The following is a 15,513-nucleotide window of genomic DNA, read 5'->3' on the forward strand; positions in this document are numbered from 1 at the left end:
GGACCGGCCCCGGCAACACCAGGACCGTCACGACCCCTTGGTCCGGGTCCGAAGGTCTGGCGGTTCCGGCTGGCTCGGTTCGGATTGCCGTCGCTCGGGTGAGGTGGCCGCCCGGCGCAGGGGGCGCTCATAGAGGGTCATGTCCTCTTCCTCGGTCTTGGGGTCGACGGGGAAGTACCCGTTGCGGCGCAAAGCTTGGCCCTGGACCGGGTACATCCGTTCGACCCAGGCCCGCAGAACGGGCAGGCGCAGGCTGCGCGCCTGGGTTTCGACCTGCTCGATCAGGATGTCGGGCAGACTGGTCCGGGCCCGGTCCGACAGGAAGCGGAAGGCGCTGACCAGCCCGAAGCTGCCCATGTTGCGCAGCGCAATACAGCCTTGTGGCGCGTCCCGCAGGACCGCGAGATAGAAGAAAGCATTCGGTCCCGTCAGGTCCGTCAAGTCCGGTCGTGTCCGTGCCTTGGGCGGGACAAGCAGTTCCTGGGCGTTGGGATCGAAAGGTGAGCTCCGGAATATCCGGATTTCGCTAGGCATCATGTGTCTCCGAACCTGCGGGCAGGTTCAAACCCCTCAGACCAAAGTATGACACGCGCGCCGCCTAAAGACGAGGCTCAAATACAGGTTTTCTGCGCGTGAGGGGCGGTATCTGCGCGGTATTGAGGGCAAAACTTGTCCGAGATTAAGATTTCAGCTGGGCACCGAAAACACCGGCTCTCCGGGATGGCGTCAGGCGCGCCGGAAAGGGGTTTTGGGCGAATCCCCCTGATCGGTTTGCGCGGCCGCCTTCACGAAGCGCCCGCGCGATGATCCGGCCTGAGCGATCACCGAAGGCTTACGCAGCCAGCGCTGCCGCGATCGCCACGCTGTCCAGCCCGGCCTGTCCGATGACCACCAGGCGTGTCTCGCGCGTCTCGTCCGCGCCGAGGGGGCGGTCGAAATAGGTCTCGATCCGCGGCCCGACCGCTTGCAGGGTCAGGCGCATGGGTTTGCCTGTCACGGCCGCGAACCCCTTCAACCGCAGGATGTCGTGATCGGCGATCACGCGCGCGACATGGGCCGCGAAGGCGTCCGGCTCGGTGATTTCCGGCAGGGTGACGACGAAGGACGTGAAGGCGTCGTGGTCGTGGTCATGGTGGGGGTGGTCGTCATGGGGATCGTCGTCGTGATCGTCGTGATCATGGTGGTGGTGATGGTGGACCTCGCTGCGGGCCTCCAGATCGTGCTCCGCCCCGATGCCCTGTCCCAGCAACACATCCACCGGCAGCGCGCCATGGGTGGCGCGGACCACCTGAACCCCGCCGCGGGCCTCGGATTTCAGCCGCTCGGTCAGCGCCTCGGCCTCGGCCGGGGTCAGCAGGTCGGTCTTGTTGACCACCAGCATGTCGGCGCAGGCGACCTGGTCCTCGAACAGCTCCGACAGGGGTGTCTCGTGGTCGAGGTTCTCGTCCAGCTTGCGCTGGGCATCCACGGCGGCCACGGAATGGGCAAAGCGGCCCTCGGTCACGGCCTTGCCATCGACCACGGTGACGACCCCGTCCACGGTCACCTTGGTCGAGATCCCGGGCCAGTTGAAGGCCCGCACCAAAGGCTGCGGCAGGGCGAGACCGGAGGTTTCGATCACGATATGATCGGGCGGGGTCTCGCGGGCGAGCAGCTTTTCCATGGTGGGGATGAAGTCATCGGCCACGGTGCAGCAGATGCAGCCATTGCTGAGTTCCATGATGTCATCCTCGCTGCAGGTTTCGTCCCCGCAGCCCTTGAGGATGTCGCCATCGACCCCGAGATCGCCGAACTCGTTGATGATCAGGGCGATCCGCTTGCCGTTCGCATTGGCGAGCATGTGGCGGATCAGGGTGGTCTTGCCGGCGCCGAGAAAGCCGGTGACGACCGTGGCGGGGATCTTTGCGGGCATCTCAAGCCTCCTGTCGGGAGTAGAAATAGGCGGCGAAGAAGCCGAGGGCGGCCCAGCCGGCGGCGGAATAGCCCAGCGACATGGCCGCAAAGCTTGCCGCAAGTTCGGCCGGGGTGACGCCGAAATAGGTGTCGAGCACCGGAGCGCCGATGATCTGCGGCACAAGCAGGAGCGGGATCGCCAGCCAGGGCCAGAGACCGCGCCCGAAGGCCAGAAGCCACATCGCCAGACCCGCGCTGAGCAGGGTCGCCAGCCACCAGGCCTGGCGCGGCCCGATCTCGGCGCCGACGGAGCCGGGCAGGACCGGGGGTTGACCCATGGCCGGGGCAAGCTGGATCGCGACGAAGCCCGCAAGACCCCAGATCAGGCCCTGGCGCGGGGTGATCTTGGTCAGCTTCTTCGTTTCGGCCAACGCCATCAGCGCCACCAGCAGCAGCCCGAAGCCGGTGTAGGTCACGATGTTGAACGCCACGGTCAGGCCATAGCGCATCGGCTCGGCCGCCAGGTCGACCTCGGCCCCGCCGCGCGGCGACTGGGGCGTGCCGTCGACGGCGAAATGGACCTTCTCTCCGGCCTCGTAGAGCTCGCCCTCCAGAAGAGACGAGGTCACGAACGAAAATTGCAGGAGGGCGGCAATCAACCCCGCTGCAAGCCCAGCGAACACAGCGCTGGTCAGCAATTTCATGGACATGTTGTCAGGCGCTGCTCAGTGGCAGGGAAAGGCCATGGCGTGGCGCTGGTCGTGGGCCGCGTCATGCAGGATCGTGGCTTGCGCATAGCCCGACAGGAACAGCAGCAGCAGGCCCGCGGCCATCGCGGCAACGATGCCGGTGGTCGAGGTTGCGGGGCGCGCGATTGCGGCGGTCTGGGTCGTGGTTTGGGTCGTCATGTCGTCTCTCTCCATGCCCGTCACACCCGACGGGCGGCTAAGGGTGTCGCGCATGGCTGGTCTCCTGGCTCGCGGGTCATCGGGTTGGATCGGCCTTCCCGGGGCGAGTCCCAGTGGCATGTCGATCTCCCTCTCCGCATACAGTCGCGGGGGCGGCTGAGGCTTTGGTCCTCCGGTTTGGATCGGACCGTTCCACATTCCCATTTGATCCCCCGGGCGCTTGGCGCGGGCACGGGGAACCATGCGCCACTGTTGTGCGCCCGTGACACCGGAGGCGTCAAGTCTTCATTGGTCGCAGGTGCAGCATTTGAAGCCTGCCTCATCTAGCAGCACCCGCAATATATGGCGGAGTTTGAGTTATCCACGACGATATGCAGTGGTGGGATTGACTCGGCGCCCGCCTGTCGTGACCCTTGGAGGTCGAAGAATCATGCCCGGAGACCCCCGATGCGGTTCACCCGTCTGCGCCTCAATGGCTTCAAGAGCTTCGTCGACCCGACCGATCTGATCATCGGGGACGGGCTGACCGGCGTGGTCGGACCGAACGGTTGCGGCAAATCCAACCTGCTGGAAGCCTTGCGCTGGGTGATGGGGGAAAATCGCCCCACGGCCATGCGCGGCGGCGGCATGGAGGACGTGATCTTCGCCGGGGCCGCGAGCCGCCCGGCGCGCAACTTCGCCGAGGTCGCGCTGGTCCTCGACAACTCGGACCGGCGCGCGCCTGCAGGGTTCAACGATACCGACCAGTTGGAGATCATCCGCCGGATCACCCGGGATGTGGGCTCGGCCTACAAGACCAACGGCAAGGATGTGCGCGCGCGGGATGTGCAGATGCTGTTTGCCGATGCCTCGACGGGCGCGCATTCGCCCGCGCTGGTGCGGCAGGGGCAGATCTCCGAGTTGATCAACGCCAAACCCAAGGCCCGTCGGCGCATCCTCGAAGAGGCGGCGGGCATTTCCGGCCTTTATCAGCGGCGGCACGAGGCAGAGCTGAAGCTGCGCGGGGCCGAGACCAATCTCGACCGGGTCGACGATGTGCTGGAGGCGCTGGCGGCACAGCTTGCAACCCTGGCGCGGCAGGCCAAGCAGGCGGCGCGGTATCGCGAGATCGGGGCGCAGCTGCGCCGGGCGGAGGGGCTCTTGCTCTATCGGCGCTGGCGGGAGGCGGATGAGACGCGGCTCGTGGCCGTGGGCGAGCTGACCGCGCGCACGACCGAGGCCGCCGCGGCCGAGACCGCGGCACGGCAGGCCGCGAAGGCCCGTGTGGCCGCGGACGAAGCCCTGCCGCCCCTGCGCGAGGAAGAAGCGATTGCCGGCGCAGTGGTTCAGCGGCTCCATGTCCAGCGGGACACTCTGGCCGATCAGGAAACCCGCGCGCGGGAGGCGATCGAGACCCTGACCGGGCGGATCGCGACGCTTGAGACCGATATCGCCCGGGAGGAGGAGTTGAACCGGGACGCGGGCGAGACCATCGCCAAGCTGGACTGGGAGCAGGCGCAGATCGCCAAGGCGTCGGTCGGACATGACGAGAAGCTCGCGGCGGCGGCAGAGGCCGCGCAGGCGGCGAGCGAGGTTCTGACCGACCGGGAGACGACCCAGTCGGAGATGACCGAGGATGTCGCCCGGCTTGCCGCGCGGCACCAGTCGACCCAGCGGCTGCTGCAGGAGGCGCGCCGGGCCGAGACCCGCGCGCAGGAGCAGATGGGCCGCGCCGAGGCGGCCCTGTCCGAGGCGCAGGCGGGTCTGGGCGATGCGGAGGCGCGGTTTGTCGCTGCGGAACGCGATCAGCAGGCCGCCCAGGGCGAAACCGAAGCCGCCGAGGCGGCGCTGGCCGCGGCAGAGGCGGAGCGCGCCGAGCTGCAGGGGGCGGAGGCGGAGGCCCGCGCTGCCCGCTCCGAAGCCGAGGGCGAGGCGACCGCGCTCCGGGCCGAGGTCGGCGCGCTGGAGAAGCTCGTGGACCGGGCGCGGGCCGAGGGGGGCCAGGTGCTCGATGCCGTGACGGCGGCACCCGGGTACGAGGCGGCGCTGGGCGCGGCCCTGGCCGATGACCTGAAGGCGCCGGAGGTCGAGGGCGACCGCTCCGGCTGGCACTTGCTGCCGGGCTATGACGCGGCCCAGACGCTGCCCGATGGTGCGGCGCCCTTGTCGGCCCATGTAGAGGTGCCCGCTGTGCTGGCGCGGCGGATGGCGCAGGTCGGTCTGGTGGACCGGGCCGATGGCGCGCGACTGCAACCGGCGTTGAAGCCGGGGCAGCGTCTGGTGTCCCGCGAGGGCGATCTGTGGCGCTGGGACGGGCTGGCGGCGCGGGCGGAGGATGCGCCCTCCGCCGCCGCGGCGCGGTTGCAGCAGATCAACCGGCTGGCAGCGCTGAAGGCCGATCTCGAGGCGGCGGAGGCCAAGGCGGCCACTGCGCGCGCAACCCATGAGGGCCTGCAGGCGGCCATGCGCGCAGCGACGGAAGCAGACCGGGCCGCGCGAGAAGCCCGCAAGGGCGCGGAGCGCGCGTTGGGCGAGGCGAGCCGGGCGCTCAGCCGTGCCGAAGCCGACCGCAATATCATGGCAGGCAAGCTCGAAACCCTCGGTAGTGCGGTCAGCCGGTATCGCGACGAGGTGCTGGAGGCCCGCAAGGCCGTGGCCGAGGCGCAGGCGGCCCAGGCCGATCTGGGCGGTCTGGAGGCCGCGCGGGCGCAGGTGGAAGCGGTGCGTGTTACCGTCGATGCCGCGCGGATGACCATGCTGGCCAAGCGGTCCGCCCATGACGAGCTGCGCCGCGAAGGCGAGGCCCGCACCCGCCGCAGCCAGGAGATCACGACCCAGATCAGCGGCTGGCGGCACCGGCTGGAGACCGCTGAGGCCCACAAGGCGGAGCTGGAAGGACGCCTGGAGGCCAGCCGTGCGGAGCTGAAATCCGCCACCGCCGCCCCGGAGGAGATCGCCGCCAAGCGCGACGCACTCGCCCATGAGATCGCCCGCGCCGAGGCCCGCAAGGCCGCGGCCGCCGATGCCCTGAGCACTGCCGAGGGGGCCGCGCGCAGCGCCGAGCAGGCGGAGCGGGACGCGGAGCGCGCCGCTTCCGAGGCGCGCGAGGCGCGGGCCCGGGCCGAAGCCCGGGCCGAGGCCGCGGCGGAGACCGTGACGCTCGCCGCCGAGCGCATTCAGGAAGCGCTGGAGGTCACGCCGCAGCAGCTGCTCGACACCCTGAAGGTCGGCCCGGACGCGATGCCCGCCTCCGACGCCATCGAGGCGGAGGTCAACCGGCTCAAGCGTCAGCGCGAGGCCATGGGCGCCGTCAACCTGCGCGCCGAGGAAGACGCCAAGGCGGTCGAGGAAGAGTATGACGGGCTGGTGGCCGAAAAGGGCGACCTGGAAGGGGCGATCGGCAAGCTGCGCACGGGCATCTCCAGCCTGAACAAGGAGGGCCGCGAGCGGCTTCTGACCGCGTTCGAGCAGGTGAACGACAATTTCGCGATGCTGTTCACCCATCTTTTCGGCGGGGGCGAGGCCAAGCTGGTTCTGGTGGAATCCGACGATCCTCTGGAGGCGGGGCTCGAGATCATGTGCCAGCCGCCAGGCAAACGCCTGAGCACCCTGAGCCTGCTGTCGGGCGGCGAGCAGACGCTGACCGCGCTGGCGCTGATCTTCGCGGTGTTCCTGGCGAACCCCGCACCGATCTGTGTGCTGGACGAGGTGGACGCGCCGCTCGACGATGCGAACGTCACGCGGTTCTGCGACCTGTTGGACGAGATGACGCGGCGCACCGAGACCCGGTTCCTGATCATCACCCACCACGCGGTGACCATGGCCCGGATGGATCGCCTCTTCGGCGTGACCATGGGCGAGCAGGGGGTCAGCCAACTGGTGTCGGTGGACCTGCGCAAGGCCGAGTCGCTGGTGGCCTGAGTTGTAAAGGGCGGGCGAGCGATGCCGCGCTGGATGGTGGGCGACCGCGCATGCGACCGGTCAGGCAGGCGGCCTAGCTATGCAATCAAGAGCAGCTGCCATTTCCCATCCGGCCCTGAGGAAGGCCGCTGAGACGTGCAACTCTTGCGTAACATGTCTGCCAAGGAACAAGTCTGCCAAGGACTTGCTTAAACGCTTGGCCCGGGTGGTCTCCGGAGGCTACAGCCTCCCCAAGAGAGCCGGTGTCGGCCAGGCATCTGCGGGCAGGCCGAGGCGCTGTTGTTCGGCGCGGACCGCGGCCCGGGTCCGGGCCCCGAGGATGCCGTCCACGGCGCCCACGTCATACCCACGGGCCGCGAGCTTCTGCTGCAACTGCTTCATCTGCGCGTCGTTCAGACCCGGTTCCGGATTGCCCGCGTCGAAAACCGGTGCGCCTGAGAGCCGCGTGGCGAAATAGGCCGCCGTGGTGACGTAGACGAAGCTCTGGTTCCACTCGAAGAACACGTCGAAATTCGGATAGGCGAGGAAGGCCGGGCCCTTGCGCCCCTGGGGCAGGATCAGCGCCGCCTCCAGCCCGCCTGCGATCTCCCCCCAGCGCGGGGTAACGCCCAGCCGGGCCCAGTCGCGCCCGGATTTGCGGCTGTTCAGCCCGGTCTCCGCCCAATCGAGATCCGCAGGCACCGAAACCTCCTGCAGCCATGGCTCGCCCTTGCGCCAGCCCAGCCCGCTGAGCATGTTGGCACCGCTCAGGAGCGCATCGGGCGCCGAGGTTTTCAGGTACACATGGCCGTCGCCGTCGCCGTCGATCCCCTTGGTCAGGATGTCCTCCGGCAGCATCTGCACCATGCCGATCTCGCCCGCCCAGGCGCCGGTGGTGCGGGCGGGGTCGAAATCGCCCGCCTCGTAAAGCTCCAGCGCCGCGAAGATCTGTGGCCGGAACAGTTCGGGCCGGCGGCAGTCATGGGCCAGCGTGACCAGCGAGTTGAGCGTGTTGAAATCGCCCTGGACCGCGCCGTAATCCGTCTCCAGCGCCCAGAGGGCCAGCAGCACGCCGCGCGGCACGCCGAAGCGCGTCTCTGCCGCATCGAACACCGCGTCGAAGCGGTCGGCATTGCGGCGGCCATTGTACATGCGGTTCTGGCTGATCACCCGGCGGGCGAACTCGGTGAAGGGCATCTTGAAAACCCCTTGCGCCCGGTCGGCGCGCAGGGTGCGGGGGTCCTGTGCCGCCGTGCGGAAGAAGGCATCCACGGTTGCCTTTGCGTGGCCCTTGGCCTGTGCCTCGGTCTTCAGGCCTGCCACGAAGTCCGAAAAGCTGCCGCCGCATTGGGCCGCGACGGGACCGGCGAGGCCGAAAGAGAGCAGAAGGAGCAGGGAGAAACGCAGCATATTGCACACCTATGGGCAGTTTGATTGAACGGTAGCAGGCCCGCGCGGTCCCGCAAGCCCTCAGAGCACGGCGATCAGGGCGGTCAGGGCCAGCATCGCGCCCCAGGAGCGCCAGAGCGCGGTGCAGGCGGCCTCGATCTCCGCCGGGCCGGGGGTGCGAGTGCCGTCGGGATGCACGAAGGGAAAGTCGCGGATCGCGCCCTCGTAGCTGCGCGGGCCCGACAGCGCGACATCGAGGCTGACGGCCATGGCCGCCTCGGGCCAGCCGGCGTTGGGCGAGCGGTGCAGCGGCGCGTCGCGCAGGATCACCGGCCAGCCGCCGGGACGTCCCGCAGCAACCAGGATCACCAGCGCGCTGATCCGCGCGGGCACCCAGTTCAGCAGGTCGTCGAACCGCGCCGCGGCCCAGCCGAATTCCGCGTAGCGCGGGGTGCGGTAACCGATCATGCTGTCGGCGGTGTTGGTGATCTTGTAGAGCAGCAGCCCCGGCAGGCCCCCGATCAGGAACCAGAAGGCCGGCGCGAGCACCCCGTCTGAGAAATTCTCGGCCCCGGATTCGATGGCGGCGCGGGCAACCCCGGCGGCATCGAGGGGTTCGGTATCCCGCCCCACGATCATCGCGACCTTGGCACGGCCCGCCGCGAGGCTGTCGCTCAGGCCCGTCGCGACGGCGCGCACATGGTCCACGAGGCTGCGCTGGGCGAGAAGGATCGCGGCAAGCAGCACCTCGACCACGGGGCCGAGGGCGGCCAGGCCCGCACCGAAGACCAGCGCGCCGAGGCCGAGGGCGATCATCACCAGGACGCCGCGAAAGCGCAGGTCACGGTGCTTGTTGAGCCGCTTGTCCGCGCCCGCCACCAGACGCCCCATAAGCACCGCCGGATGGGGCAGGCGGGTCCAGAGCCAGTCCGGCTCCCCGAAGACCGCATCGAGCAGGAGCGCCAGAAGCAGGAGCGCCGCATGCTCCGTCATGGGCTCAGCGCGCGCGCGACACGCCCCCAGTCTGCCTCCGTCCCGGGCAGGCCGAGGCGCAGCCAGCGGTCGGAATAGGGGAACCGCCGGGTCCAGATCTGGCGACGCGTAAGACGGTCCTGGGCCGCGCTCGCGTCGGGGGTGTCGTAGAGCCGAAAGAGGGCGGTGCCCCCCGTCACCGACCAGCCGAAGCCCGTGGCCAGCGCGTCCAGCCGGGCCGCGTCGCGCTCCAGCCGGGCCCGGGTCTTGGCGGCCCAGCCGGTGTCACGCAGGGCCAGCGCGCCGACGCGCAGGGCAGGCCCGGATACCGCCCAGGGCCCGATCCGGTCGCGCAGGGGGGCCAGGGTTTCGGCCTGTCCGATGGCAAAGCCAAGCCGCAGACCCGCAAGGCCCCAGAACTTGCCGAAGCTTTTCAGGATCACCGTGCGCGGGCGCGCGGCCAGCGGTATCAGGGACGTCTCCGGCGCAATATCGCAGAAACTCTCGTCCAGCACGGTCAGGGCGCGGTCGGTGGGGATCTCTTCGGCCTGCCAGAGCCTGCCGTTGGGGTTGTTGGGATGCACGGCGACGAAGGCCGCCCCGGGGCCGGTACCTTGGGCCCAGCCATGGGCGGCGAAGGCGGCGGCATGCTCGTTATAGGTGGGGCCCGGGATCTCTACACGGCCGGCGGGGACGAGCCCCGGAAGGGCCGCGATCAGGGCCGAGGCGCCGGGGGCGGGCAGGATATCGAGCCCGTCCGGGACCGCCCAGAAGTCGCGCGCCGCGGCCACCAGGTCTGAAAACGCGCTTTCGTCCGGCAGGGCGGTCCAGTCCGGGCCGGGAATGTCCGGGATCGGGTAGCTGACCGGATTGATCCCGGTGGACAGGTCGAGCCAGGCGTCCCGCGTCCCGCCCCACCGGGCCGCTGCCCCATCCAACCCGCCGCCATGGTCGCGGGGCGCGCTTGCCGTCATGGGGTGTCGTCTTCGGGCGGCAGGGGCGGGTGGCGCGTGACGAAGTGCCCTTTCACGCCCTGGGGCCAGGTCTTGTAGGGCACTTGGCCACTGTCCGAGACGGCGTGCAGCGCCGCATAGCCGACGATTGCCTCGGCGGCCTCGCCCGAGGCTTCGAAATCTCCGAGGGTATAGGTGATCTTGCCCGCTGCCTGCACGGTGACATTGCACCCGGAGGTGCAGCCCATCAGGCATGAATGGCGCCGCGTGCGGACCTCGGGCTGTGCAGCGGCGGCGGTCTCGATCAACTCGGCGAGAGCTTCGCCATCGGTGCGGCCCGGCGCACGGGCGTCCCAGTCCGTGCGCTTGCACGTGTCGCAAATGGTGATCCAGGTCGTCACAACATGCTTCCTTTGCCTCTGCACGGTCAATGCGCCCGCATGAAACGTATTTCAGACCCGGGTGCAATCCCGTTCAGGTGCCGCTGTCAATCCGTCACGGAACCAGGCTTTGTGGCAAGTTCGCGCCTCAATCCTTTAAGAATGAGAGATTTTTTGCCGATAGGCCGAAAAAACGATCAGTGGATCAAAATTGAATGCGCATTTCCGATTGATCTGGTCTAGGATGGTGTCCGTCAGCGGTTTCAGGCGCATTGTCGGGAATCGGCTACGGGGGAAGAATGCGAGTTTTGATCGTCCATGGCGAAGCCGGCCTTGCCGGCATCTGGGCGGCGCACCTTCGGCGCGGAGGTGCCGTCGTCGATTGCGTCGGCGCGCAAGAGGACGCGGTGCGGCACCTCAGCACGCATCCGGTGGACGTTGTGCTTCTGTCTCTGACCCTGAGCCAGGGCAGCGCCTTGGCGATTGCGGACTATGCCAGCTACCGGCGCCCGGATACCCGCGTGATCTTCGTGAACAACACGCAGTTCTTCAGCGACGGCTCGATCTTCAATCACGTGTCCAACGCGCGCGCGATGATGCCGGAGGACACCCCGCCCGAAGATCTGACCGCGATGGTCGAGCATTACGCCACCCACTGAACCGCCCGCCCTTTCAACGCAGCCGATTGGGCAGCGCGCAGCAAAACTCTTGAGCAAGAGTTTTGCCAAGGATTTTGCTTAAAATCCTTGGCTGTCGGAGGTCAGGCGGCGATCTGGCGGTCGCGGCCGTGCGGTGCCATCCAGTCGATCTGCGGATTGATCGGAATGATCCGGTGCGGATTAATCGTCTCGTGGCTGTAGTGGTAGTGCCGCACGATGTGGTCGAAATTCACCGTCTCCGCCACGCCCGGCCATTGGAACAGCTCCCGCGTGTAGGCCCAGAGGTTGGGGTAGTCCACGATCCGGCGGCGGTTGCACTTGAAGTGCAAATGGTAGACCAGATCGAACCGCACGAGCGTCGTGAACAGCCGCCAGTCGGCCTCGGTGATCCGGTCGCCCGCGAGGTAGCGCCGAGTGCCCAGCCTGTCTTCGACCCAGTCGAGGGCCGCGAAGAGCGTGGTGACCGCCTCGTCATAGGCTTCTTGCGTGGTGGCGAAGCCCGACTTGTAGACGCCGTTGTTGATGTCGGAATAGACCCGCGCGTTCACCGCGTCGATCTCGGTGCGCAGGGCCTCGGGATAGAAATCCTGGGTATCGCCCGTGATCCCGTCGAAGGCATTGTTGAACATCCGGATGATCTCGGAGCTTTCGTTCGACACGATCGTCTTGCCGGCCTTGTCCCACAGGATCGGCACCGTCACCCGGCCGGACACCTTCGGGTCGGCCTTGATGTAGAGATCCCGCGCGAAGGGCAGGCCGTAGAGCCGGTCGCCCGTCGCCCCGTGATCGTCCGTCTCGAAGGTCCAGCCATCGCCCAGCATGTCGGGATGCACCACCGAGATGTCGATACGCGGCTCCAGCCCCTTCAGCTTGCGGAAGATCAAAGTCCGGTGCGCCCAGGGACAGGCCATGGAGACATAGAGGTGATAGCGCCCGCTTTCGGCGGCGAAGCCACCACTGCCTGTCGGGCCGGGGGCGCCGTCCGGGGTGATCCAGTTGCGGAACCCGGCCGTGCTGCGCACGAACTTTCCGCCCGTGCTTTCGGTGTCGTACCAGGTGTCGTGCCAGATGCCGTCGATCAGCTGTCCCATGGAAATGCTCCTTTGTCCGTGTCCAACAGGTAACCCGGCAACCTCCGGTAAAAAACGCGCATGACCGCAGGGAGGTTCCCGCATCCGCGCACACAGCCCGTGCCGCCGGGGCGCGGCGCTTTGGCCCGCCGCGGTGTTGCGAAAGGGTTTGCGCGCAGGCGGGGCGGGCGATATGACCCATCCGACGACGCCCGTTTCGGGCCAGAATGGTTGCCATTGCGACGGCTGACCCAACCCGGGGGCCCGTGCATGGATCGTCAGGCTGTGATGCCGCCCCGGCGGTGTCCTGCGTGTGGCCAGGTCTGGATGGGCAACTGCTTGAAAGGACCGCGCCGATGCCCCTGCTGCCTCTTTACTGCCTTGCCGTCCTTGCGGGGATGAGTGCCGCACCTGCCCTTGCCCATCCCGGGCATCTTGCGGGCCTTGCAGGCCATGACCATTGGGTTGCGGGCGCGGCCATCGGGGCGGCGATCGCCATCGGGCTGTTCGGGGCGCTGAAGGGCAGAAAGTCGCGCGCGGATCACCAGCCCGAAGAGGCCGCGGACGCCGCCGAGGCCGACAGTGCCGAGGCCCGGACATGAGCGCCCCCGCGCCCCCCAAGATCGGCGTGATGATCTGCGGCCATGGCTCGCGCAGCCAGGCGGCGGTGGACGAGTTCGCGATTCTGGCCGAGAAGCTGCCGGTGCACCTGCCCTCGGGCTGGGAGATGGAATACGGCTATCTCGAATTCGCCAACCCGGTGATCCGCGACGGGCTCGACCGCTTGCGTGAGAAGGGCTGCGACCGGGTGCTCGCGGTCCCGGGGATGCTGTTCGCGGCGATGCACTCCAAGAACGACATCCCCACGGTCCTTTCGACCTACGCCGCCGGGCACGGGATGCAGATTTCCTACGGGCGGGAGCTGGGCGTGGACCCCAAGATGGTTGCCGCCGCCGGGGACCGGGCGATGCAGGCCGTGGCGCGCGCCAATGCCGAGCTGGGCGAGGTGGCGCTGCACGATACCTGCCTCGTGGTGATCGGGCGCGGGGCTTCGGACCCGGACGCCAATGGCAATGTCGCCAAGATCGCGCGGCTGGTGCAGGAGGGTCTGGGCTTCGGCTGGTGCGAGGTGGGCTATTCCGGCGTGACCTTCCCGCTGGTGGAGCCGTGCCTGCGCCATGTGGTGAAGCTGGGTTACAAGCGGGTGCTGGTGCTGCCCTATTTCCTGTTCACCGGCATCCTGATCGACCGGATCTACGGCTTCACCGACCAGGTCGCGGCGGATCACCCGGAGATCCAGTTCGTCAAGGCGGGCTACTTGCGCGACCACCCGGAGGTGTTGCGCACCTTCGCCGAGCGGGTGATCGAGCAGATGTCCGACACCCCGCCGCCCAATTGCGGCGATTGCGGCTACCGCGCCCAGGTGCTGTCGCTGGATGCGGGCGAGACCCGTCTGATCACGGCCGAGGAACGGACCCATCCGGCCTTCGGCGCGGTGCCTCCGTCCACCTGCGTGATGTGCAAGTACCGCACCGCCGTGCTGGGCTTCGAGGGCGAGGTCGGCGCCGTGCAGGAGAGCCACCATCACCACGTCGAAGGGCAGGGCGCCTCGGCCCCGGGTTCGAATGTGGCCGATTGCACGCTCTGCGACACGTTCTGCACCGGAATGTGCCGGTTGGAGGCGCAGGCGCGGCACGACCATCACCACCATTATCACGGGCACGATCACGGCCATTCCCACGGCCACGACCATGACCACGAGCATCACCATCATCACGCGCCCTACCCCCATGCCAAGCACCCGCACGGGCCCGAAAGCGCGCGCAAGACCGTCCGCACCGCAGAGTGATGCGCAGGGCCTTCGGCAGTTACCTCGTCGCGGACTGGTCGGCGAACGGGACGCCCAAAACCGGCAAGGACAGTATCTGGGTCGCGCTCGTGCAGCCCGATGCGCGCCCCGTGGTCGAAAACCCGTCCACCCGCAAGTCTGCCATGGCGCTGATCGAGGAGTTGATCGCCGCCGAGCAGGAGGCCGGGCGCCGGGTGCTGGCGGGGTTCGACTTTCCCTTCGGGTATCCCGCGGGCTTTGCCAAAGCCCTCGGCGACGGCGCAGGCTGGCAGGAGGTCTGGGCCCGGATCGCGGCGGAGGTGTCGGACGGTCCGGACAACGCCAATGACCGTTTCGATGCGGCCGCGCGGCTGAACACCCTGTTCCCGGGCGCGGGTCCGTTCTGGGGCAACGGGCTCAAGCGCGACATCCCCGGTCTGCCGCGCAAGCTGCCCGAGGGCTATGGCACCACCCTGCCCGCGCGCCTGCGCCATGCCGAGGCACAGGCCCGCGGTGCGCAGGAGGTCTGGAAGCTCTCGGGCGCGGGCTCCGTGGGGGGGCAGGCCCTGATGGGGATCGCGGCACTCGCAGGATTGCGCCACCGGATCGGGGCCGCTGTCTGGCCGTTCCAGCCATGGCGCGGGGAGGGCCCGGTCCTGGCCGAGGTGTTCCCGTCCCTGACCGACATCCCCCACCTGGCGGGCCGGGTGCGCGACGCGGTGCAGGTCGAAAGCCTCGCGCGAGGCTTGGCGCTCCTCGATGCGGAGGGACGGCTTGCCCCCTTGCTGGATGCCGCCGAACGGCAGCCGGAAGATGTCCGCAGCCATGAGGCCAGCATTCTCGGGCTCGGCTACGAGGCGCTGCTGGGCCGGGCGGTGAAGTCCGGGCTGGGCGCCATGCGGGCGGCGTCCGGCGCCGGGATGCGCCCCTATGAGCGCGATCCCAAGGCGATCTACGCGCAGTCCTTCAAGACCGTGCGGGCCGAGGCCCGGCTGGACAGGTTCCCCCGCGGACTCGACCAGGTGGCGGTGCGGCTGATCCATGCCTGCGGGATGGTGGATGTGGCGGACCGGCTGGCCTTCTCCGACGGCGCGTTCGAGGCCGGGCGCGCCGCATTGGAGGCGGGCGCGCCGGTGCTGTGCGATTGCGAGATGGTGGGGGCGGGGATCATCCGCCGCTATCTGCCTGCGGGCAACGAGGTGATCGTGACCCTGAACCGCGCCGAGGTGCCCGCGCGCGCCCAGGCGATCGGCAATACCCGCTCGGCCGCGGCGGTGGAGTTGTGGGAGCCGCTGCTGGGCGGTGCGGTGGTGGCCATCGGCAACGCGCCCACGGCGCTCTTTCACCTGCTGGAGCTGATCGACGCCGGTGCCCCGAAACCCGCGCTGATCCTGGGCTTCCCGGTGGGGTTTGTCGGCGCCGCCGAGAGCAAGGCGGAACTTGCGGCCAACCCGCGGGGCTGCGATTTCGTGGCGTTGCGCGGCCGGCGCGGCGGCTCGGCCATGGCGTCGGCGGCCGTGAACGCTTTGGCCGCCGGATTGCCGGAGGTGGAGACATGAGCGCGACCAATTTTCTTGCAAGA

General features: G+C 68.6%; 14 protein-coding genes and 1 riboswitch. Of the genes, 5 read left to right on the top strand and 9 right to left on the bottom strand.

The window, feature by feature from the left end; genetic code table 11:
• Window positions 1-27: 27 nt before the first annotated feature.
• From PVW48_RS11085 to PVW48_RS11100, 4 genes are all read right to left on the bottom strand, one after another.
• Window positions 28-441, bottom strand: coding sequence for a hypothetical protein (locus tag PVW48_RS11085; protein WP_274581376.1), 414 nt, complete (start codon window positions 439-441; stop codon window positions 28-30).
• Between the two features lie 391 nt (window positions 442-832).
• Window positions 833-1,912, bottom strand: coding sequence for a cobalamin biosynthesis protein CobW (cobW, locus tag PVW48_RS11090; protein WP_274581377.1), 1,080 nt, complete (start codon window positions 1,910-1,912; stop codon window positions 833-835).
• A gap of 1 nt (window position 1,913) precedes the next feature.
• Window positions 1,914-2,597 carry a CbtA family protein gene (locus tag PVW48_RS11095; protein WP_443112675.1) on the bottom strand — a complete coding sequence of 228 codons (684 nt, stop codon included), beginning with the start codon at window positions 2,595-2,597 and terminating at the stop codon, window positions 1,914-1,916.
• Window positions 2,598-2,618: 21 nt separating this feature from the next.
• On the bottom strand, window positions 2,619-2,855 hold the full coding sequence (locus PVW48_RS11100) for a CbtB domain-containing protein (RefSeq protein ID WP_443112676.1): 237 nt from the start codon (window positions 2,853-2,855) through the stop codon (window positions 2,619-2,621).
• A riboswitch (cobalamin riboswitch) is annotated at window positions 2,839-3,060 on the bottom strand. Its footprint overlaps the gene before it by 17 nt.
• 188 nt (window positions 3,061-3,248) lie before the next feature.
• Here PVW48_RS11100 and smc point away from each other — a divergent pair.
• The gene (smc, locus tag PVW48_RS11105; protein ID WP_274581379.1) at window positions 3,249-6,701 is read left to right on the top strand and encodes a chromosome segregation protein SMC; all 3,453 of its coding nucleotides are present in this window, start codon (window positions 3,249-3,251) and stop codon (window positions 6,699-6,701) included.
• A gap of 219 nt (window positions 6,702-6,920) precedes the next feature.
• On the opposite strand, the gene PVW48_RS11110 is transcribed toward smc, so the two are convergent.
• Genes PVW48_RS11110 through PVW48_RS11125 form a run of 4 tightly spaced genes read right to left on the bottom strand, consistent with a single transcriptional unit; the run spans window position 6,921 to window position 10,395 of the window.
• Window positions 6,921-8,090, bottom strand: coding sequence for a lytic murein transglycosylase (locus tag PVW48_RS11110; protein ID WP_274581380.1), 1,170 nt, complete (start codon window positions 8,088-8,090; stop codon window positions 6,921-6,923).
• A 60-nt stretch (window positions 8,091-8,150) separates the two neighbouring features.
• Window positions 8,151-9,062, bottom strand: coding sequence for an adenosylcobinamide-phosphate synthase CbiB (cbiB, locus tag PVW48_RS11115; RefSeq protein WP_274581381.1), 912 nt, complete (start codon window positions 9,060-9,062; stop codon window positions 8,151-8,153).
• On the bottom strand, window positions 9,059-10,015 hold the full coding sequence (locus PVW48_RS11120) for a threonine-phosphate decarboxylase (RefSeq protein WP_274581382.1): 957 nt from the start codon (window positions 10,013-10,015) through the stop codon (window positions 9,059-9,061). The genes cbiB and PVW48_RS11120 overlap by 4 nt, the downstream gene beginning before the upstream one ends.
• Window positions 10,012-10,395 (bottom strand): DUF1636 family protein, encoded by a 384-nt coding sequence (locus tag PVW48_RS11125; RefSeq protein WP_012176849.1) that lies wholly within the window; start codon window positions 10,393-10,395, stop codon window positions 10,012-10,014. The genes PVW48_RS11120 and PVW48_RS11125 overlap by 4 nt, the downstream gene beginning before the upstream one ends.
• A 278-nt stretch (window positions 10,396-10,673) precedes the next feature.
• Between PVW48_RS11125 and PVW48_RS11130 the strand changes: the two genes are divergently transcribed.
• Window positions 10,674-11,033: a hypothetical protein gene (locus PVW48_RS11130; RefSeq protein ID WP_012176850.1), complete on the top strand. Its 360-nt coding sequence runs from the start codon at window positions 10,674-10,676 to the stop codon at window positions 11,031-11,033.
• Window positions 11,034-11,134: 101 nt separating this feature from the next.
• Here the strand turns inward: PVW48_RS11130 and PVW48_RS11135 are convergent, their stop codons facing one another.
• On the bottom strand, window positions 11,135-12,124 hold the full coding sequence (locus PVW48_RS11135) for a glutathione S-transferase family protein (protein WP_274581383.1): 990 nt from the start codon (window positions 12,122-12,124) through the stop codon (window positions 11,135-11,137).
• A gap of 335 nt (window positions 12,125-12,459) precedes the next feature.
• Between PVW48_RS11135 and PVW48_RS11140 the strand changes: the two genes are divergently transcribed.
• The 3 genes from PVW48_RS11140 to PVW48_RS11150 all read left to right on the top strand — a co-directional run bounded on the left by PVW48_RS11140 (window position 12,460) and on the right by PVW48_RS11150 (window position 15,490).
• Window positions 12,460-12,705 carry a DUF6732 family protein gene (locus PVW48_RS11140; protein WP_012176852.1) on the top strand — a complete coding sequence of 82 codons (246 nt, stop codon included), beginning with the start codon at window positions 12,460-12,462 and terminating at the stop codon, window positions 12,703-12,705.
• Window positions 12,702-13,952 (top strand): sirohydrochlorin chelatase, encoded by a 1,251-nt coding sequence (locus PVW48_RS11145; RefSeq protein WP_274581384.1) that lies wholly within the window; start codon window positions 12,702-12,704, stop codon window positions 13,950-13,952. The genes PVW48_RS11140 and PVW48_RS11145 overlap by 4 nt, the downstream gene beginning before the upstream one ends.
• 899 nt (window positions 13,953-14,851) lie before the next feature.
• Window positions 14,852-15,490, top strand: coding sequence for a precorrin-8X methylmutase (locus PVW48_RS11150; protein WP_044028195.1), 639 nt, complete (start codon window positions 14,852-14,854; stop codon window positions 15,488-15,490).
• Window positions 15,491-15,513: the final 23 nt, after the last annotated feature.

This window comes from Dinoroseobacter sp. PD6, from assembly GCF_028807315.1.
GTDB lineage: Bacteria > Pseudomonadota > Alphaproteobacteria > Rhodobacterales > Rhodobacteraceae > Dinoroseobacter > Dinoroseobacter shibae.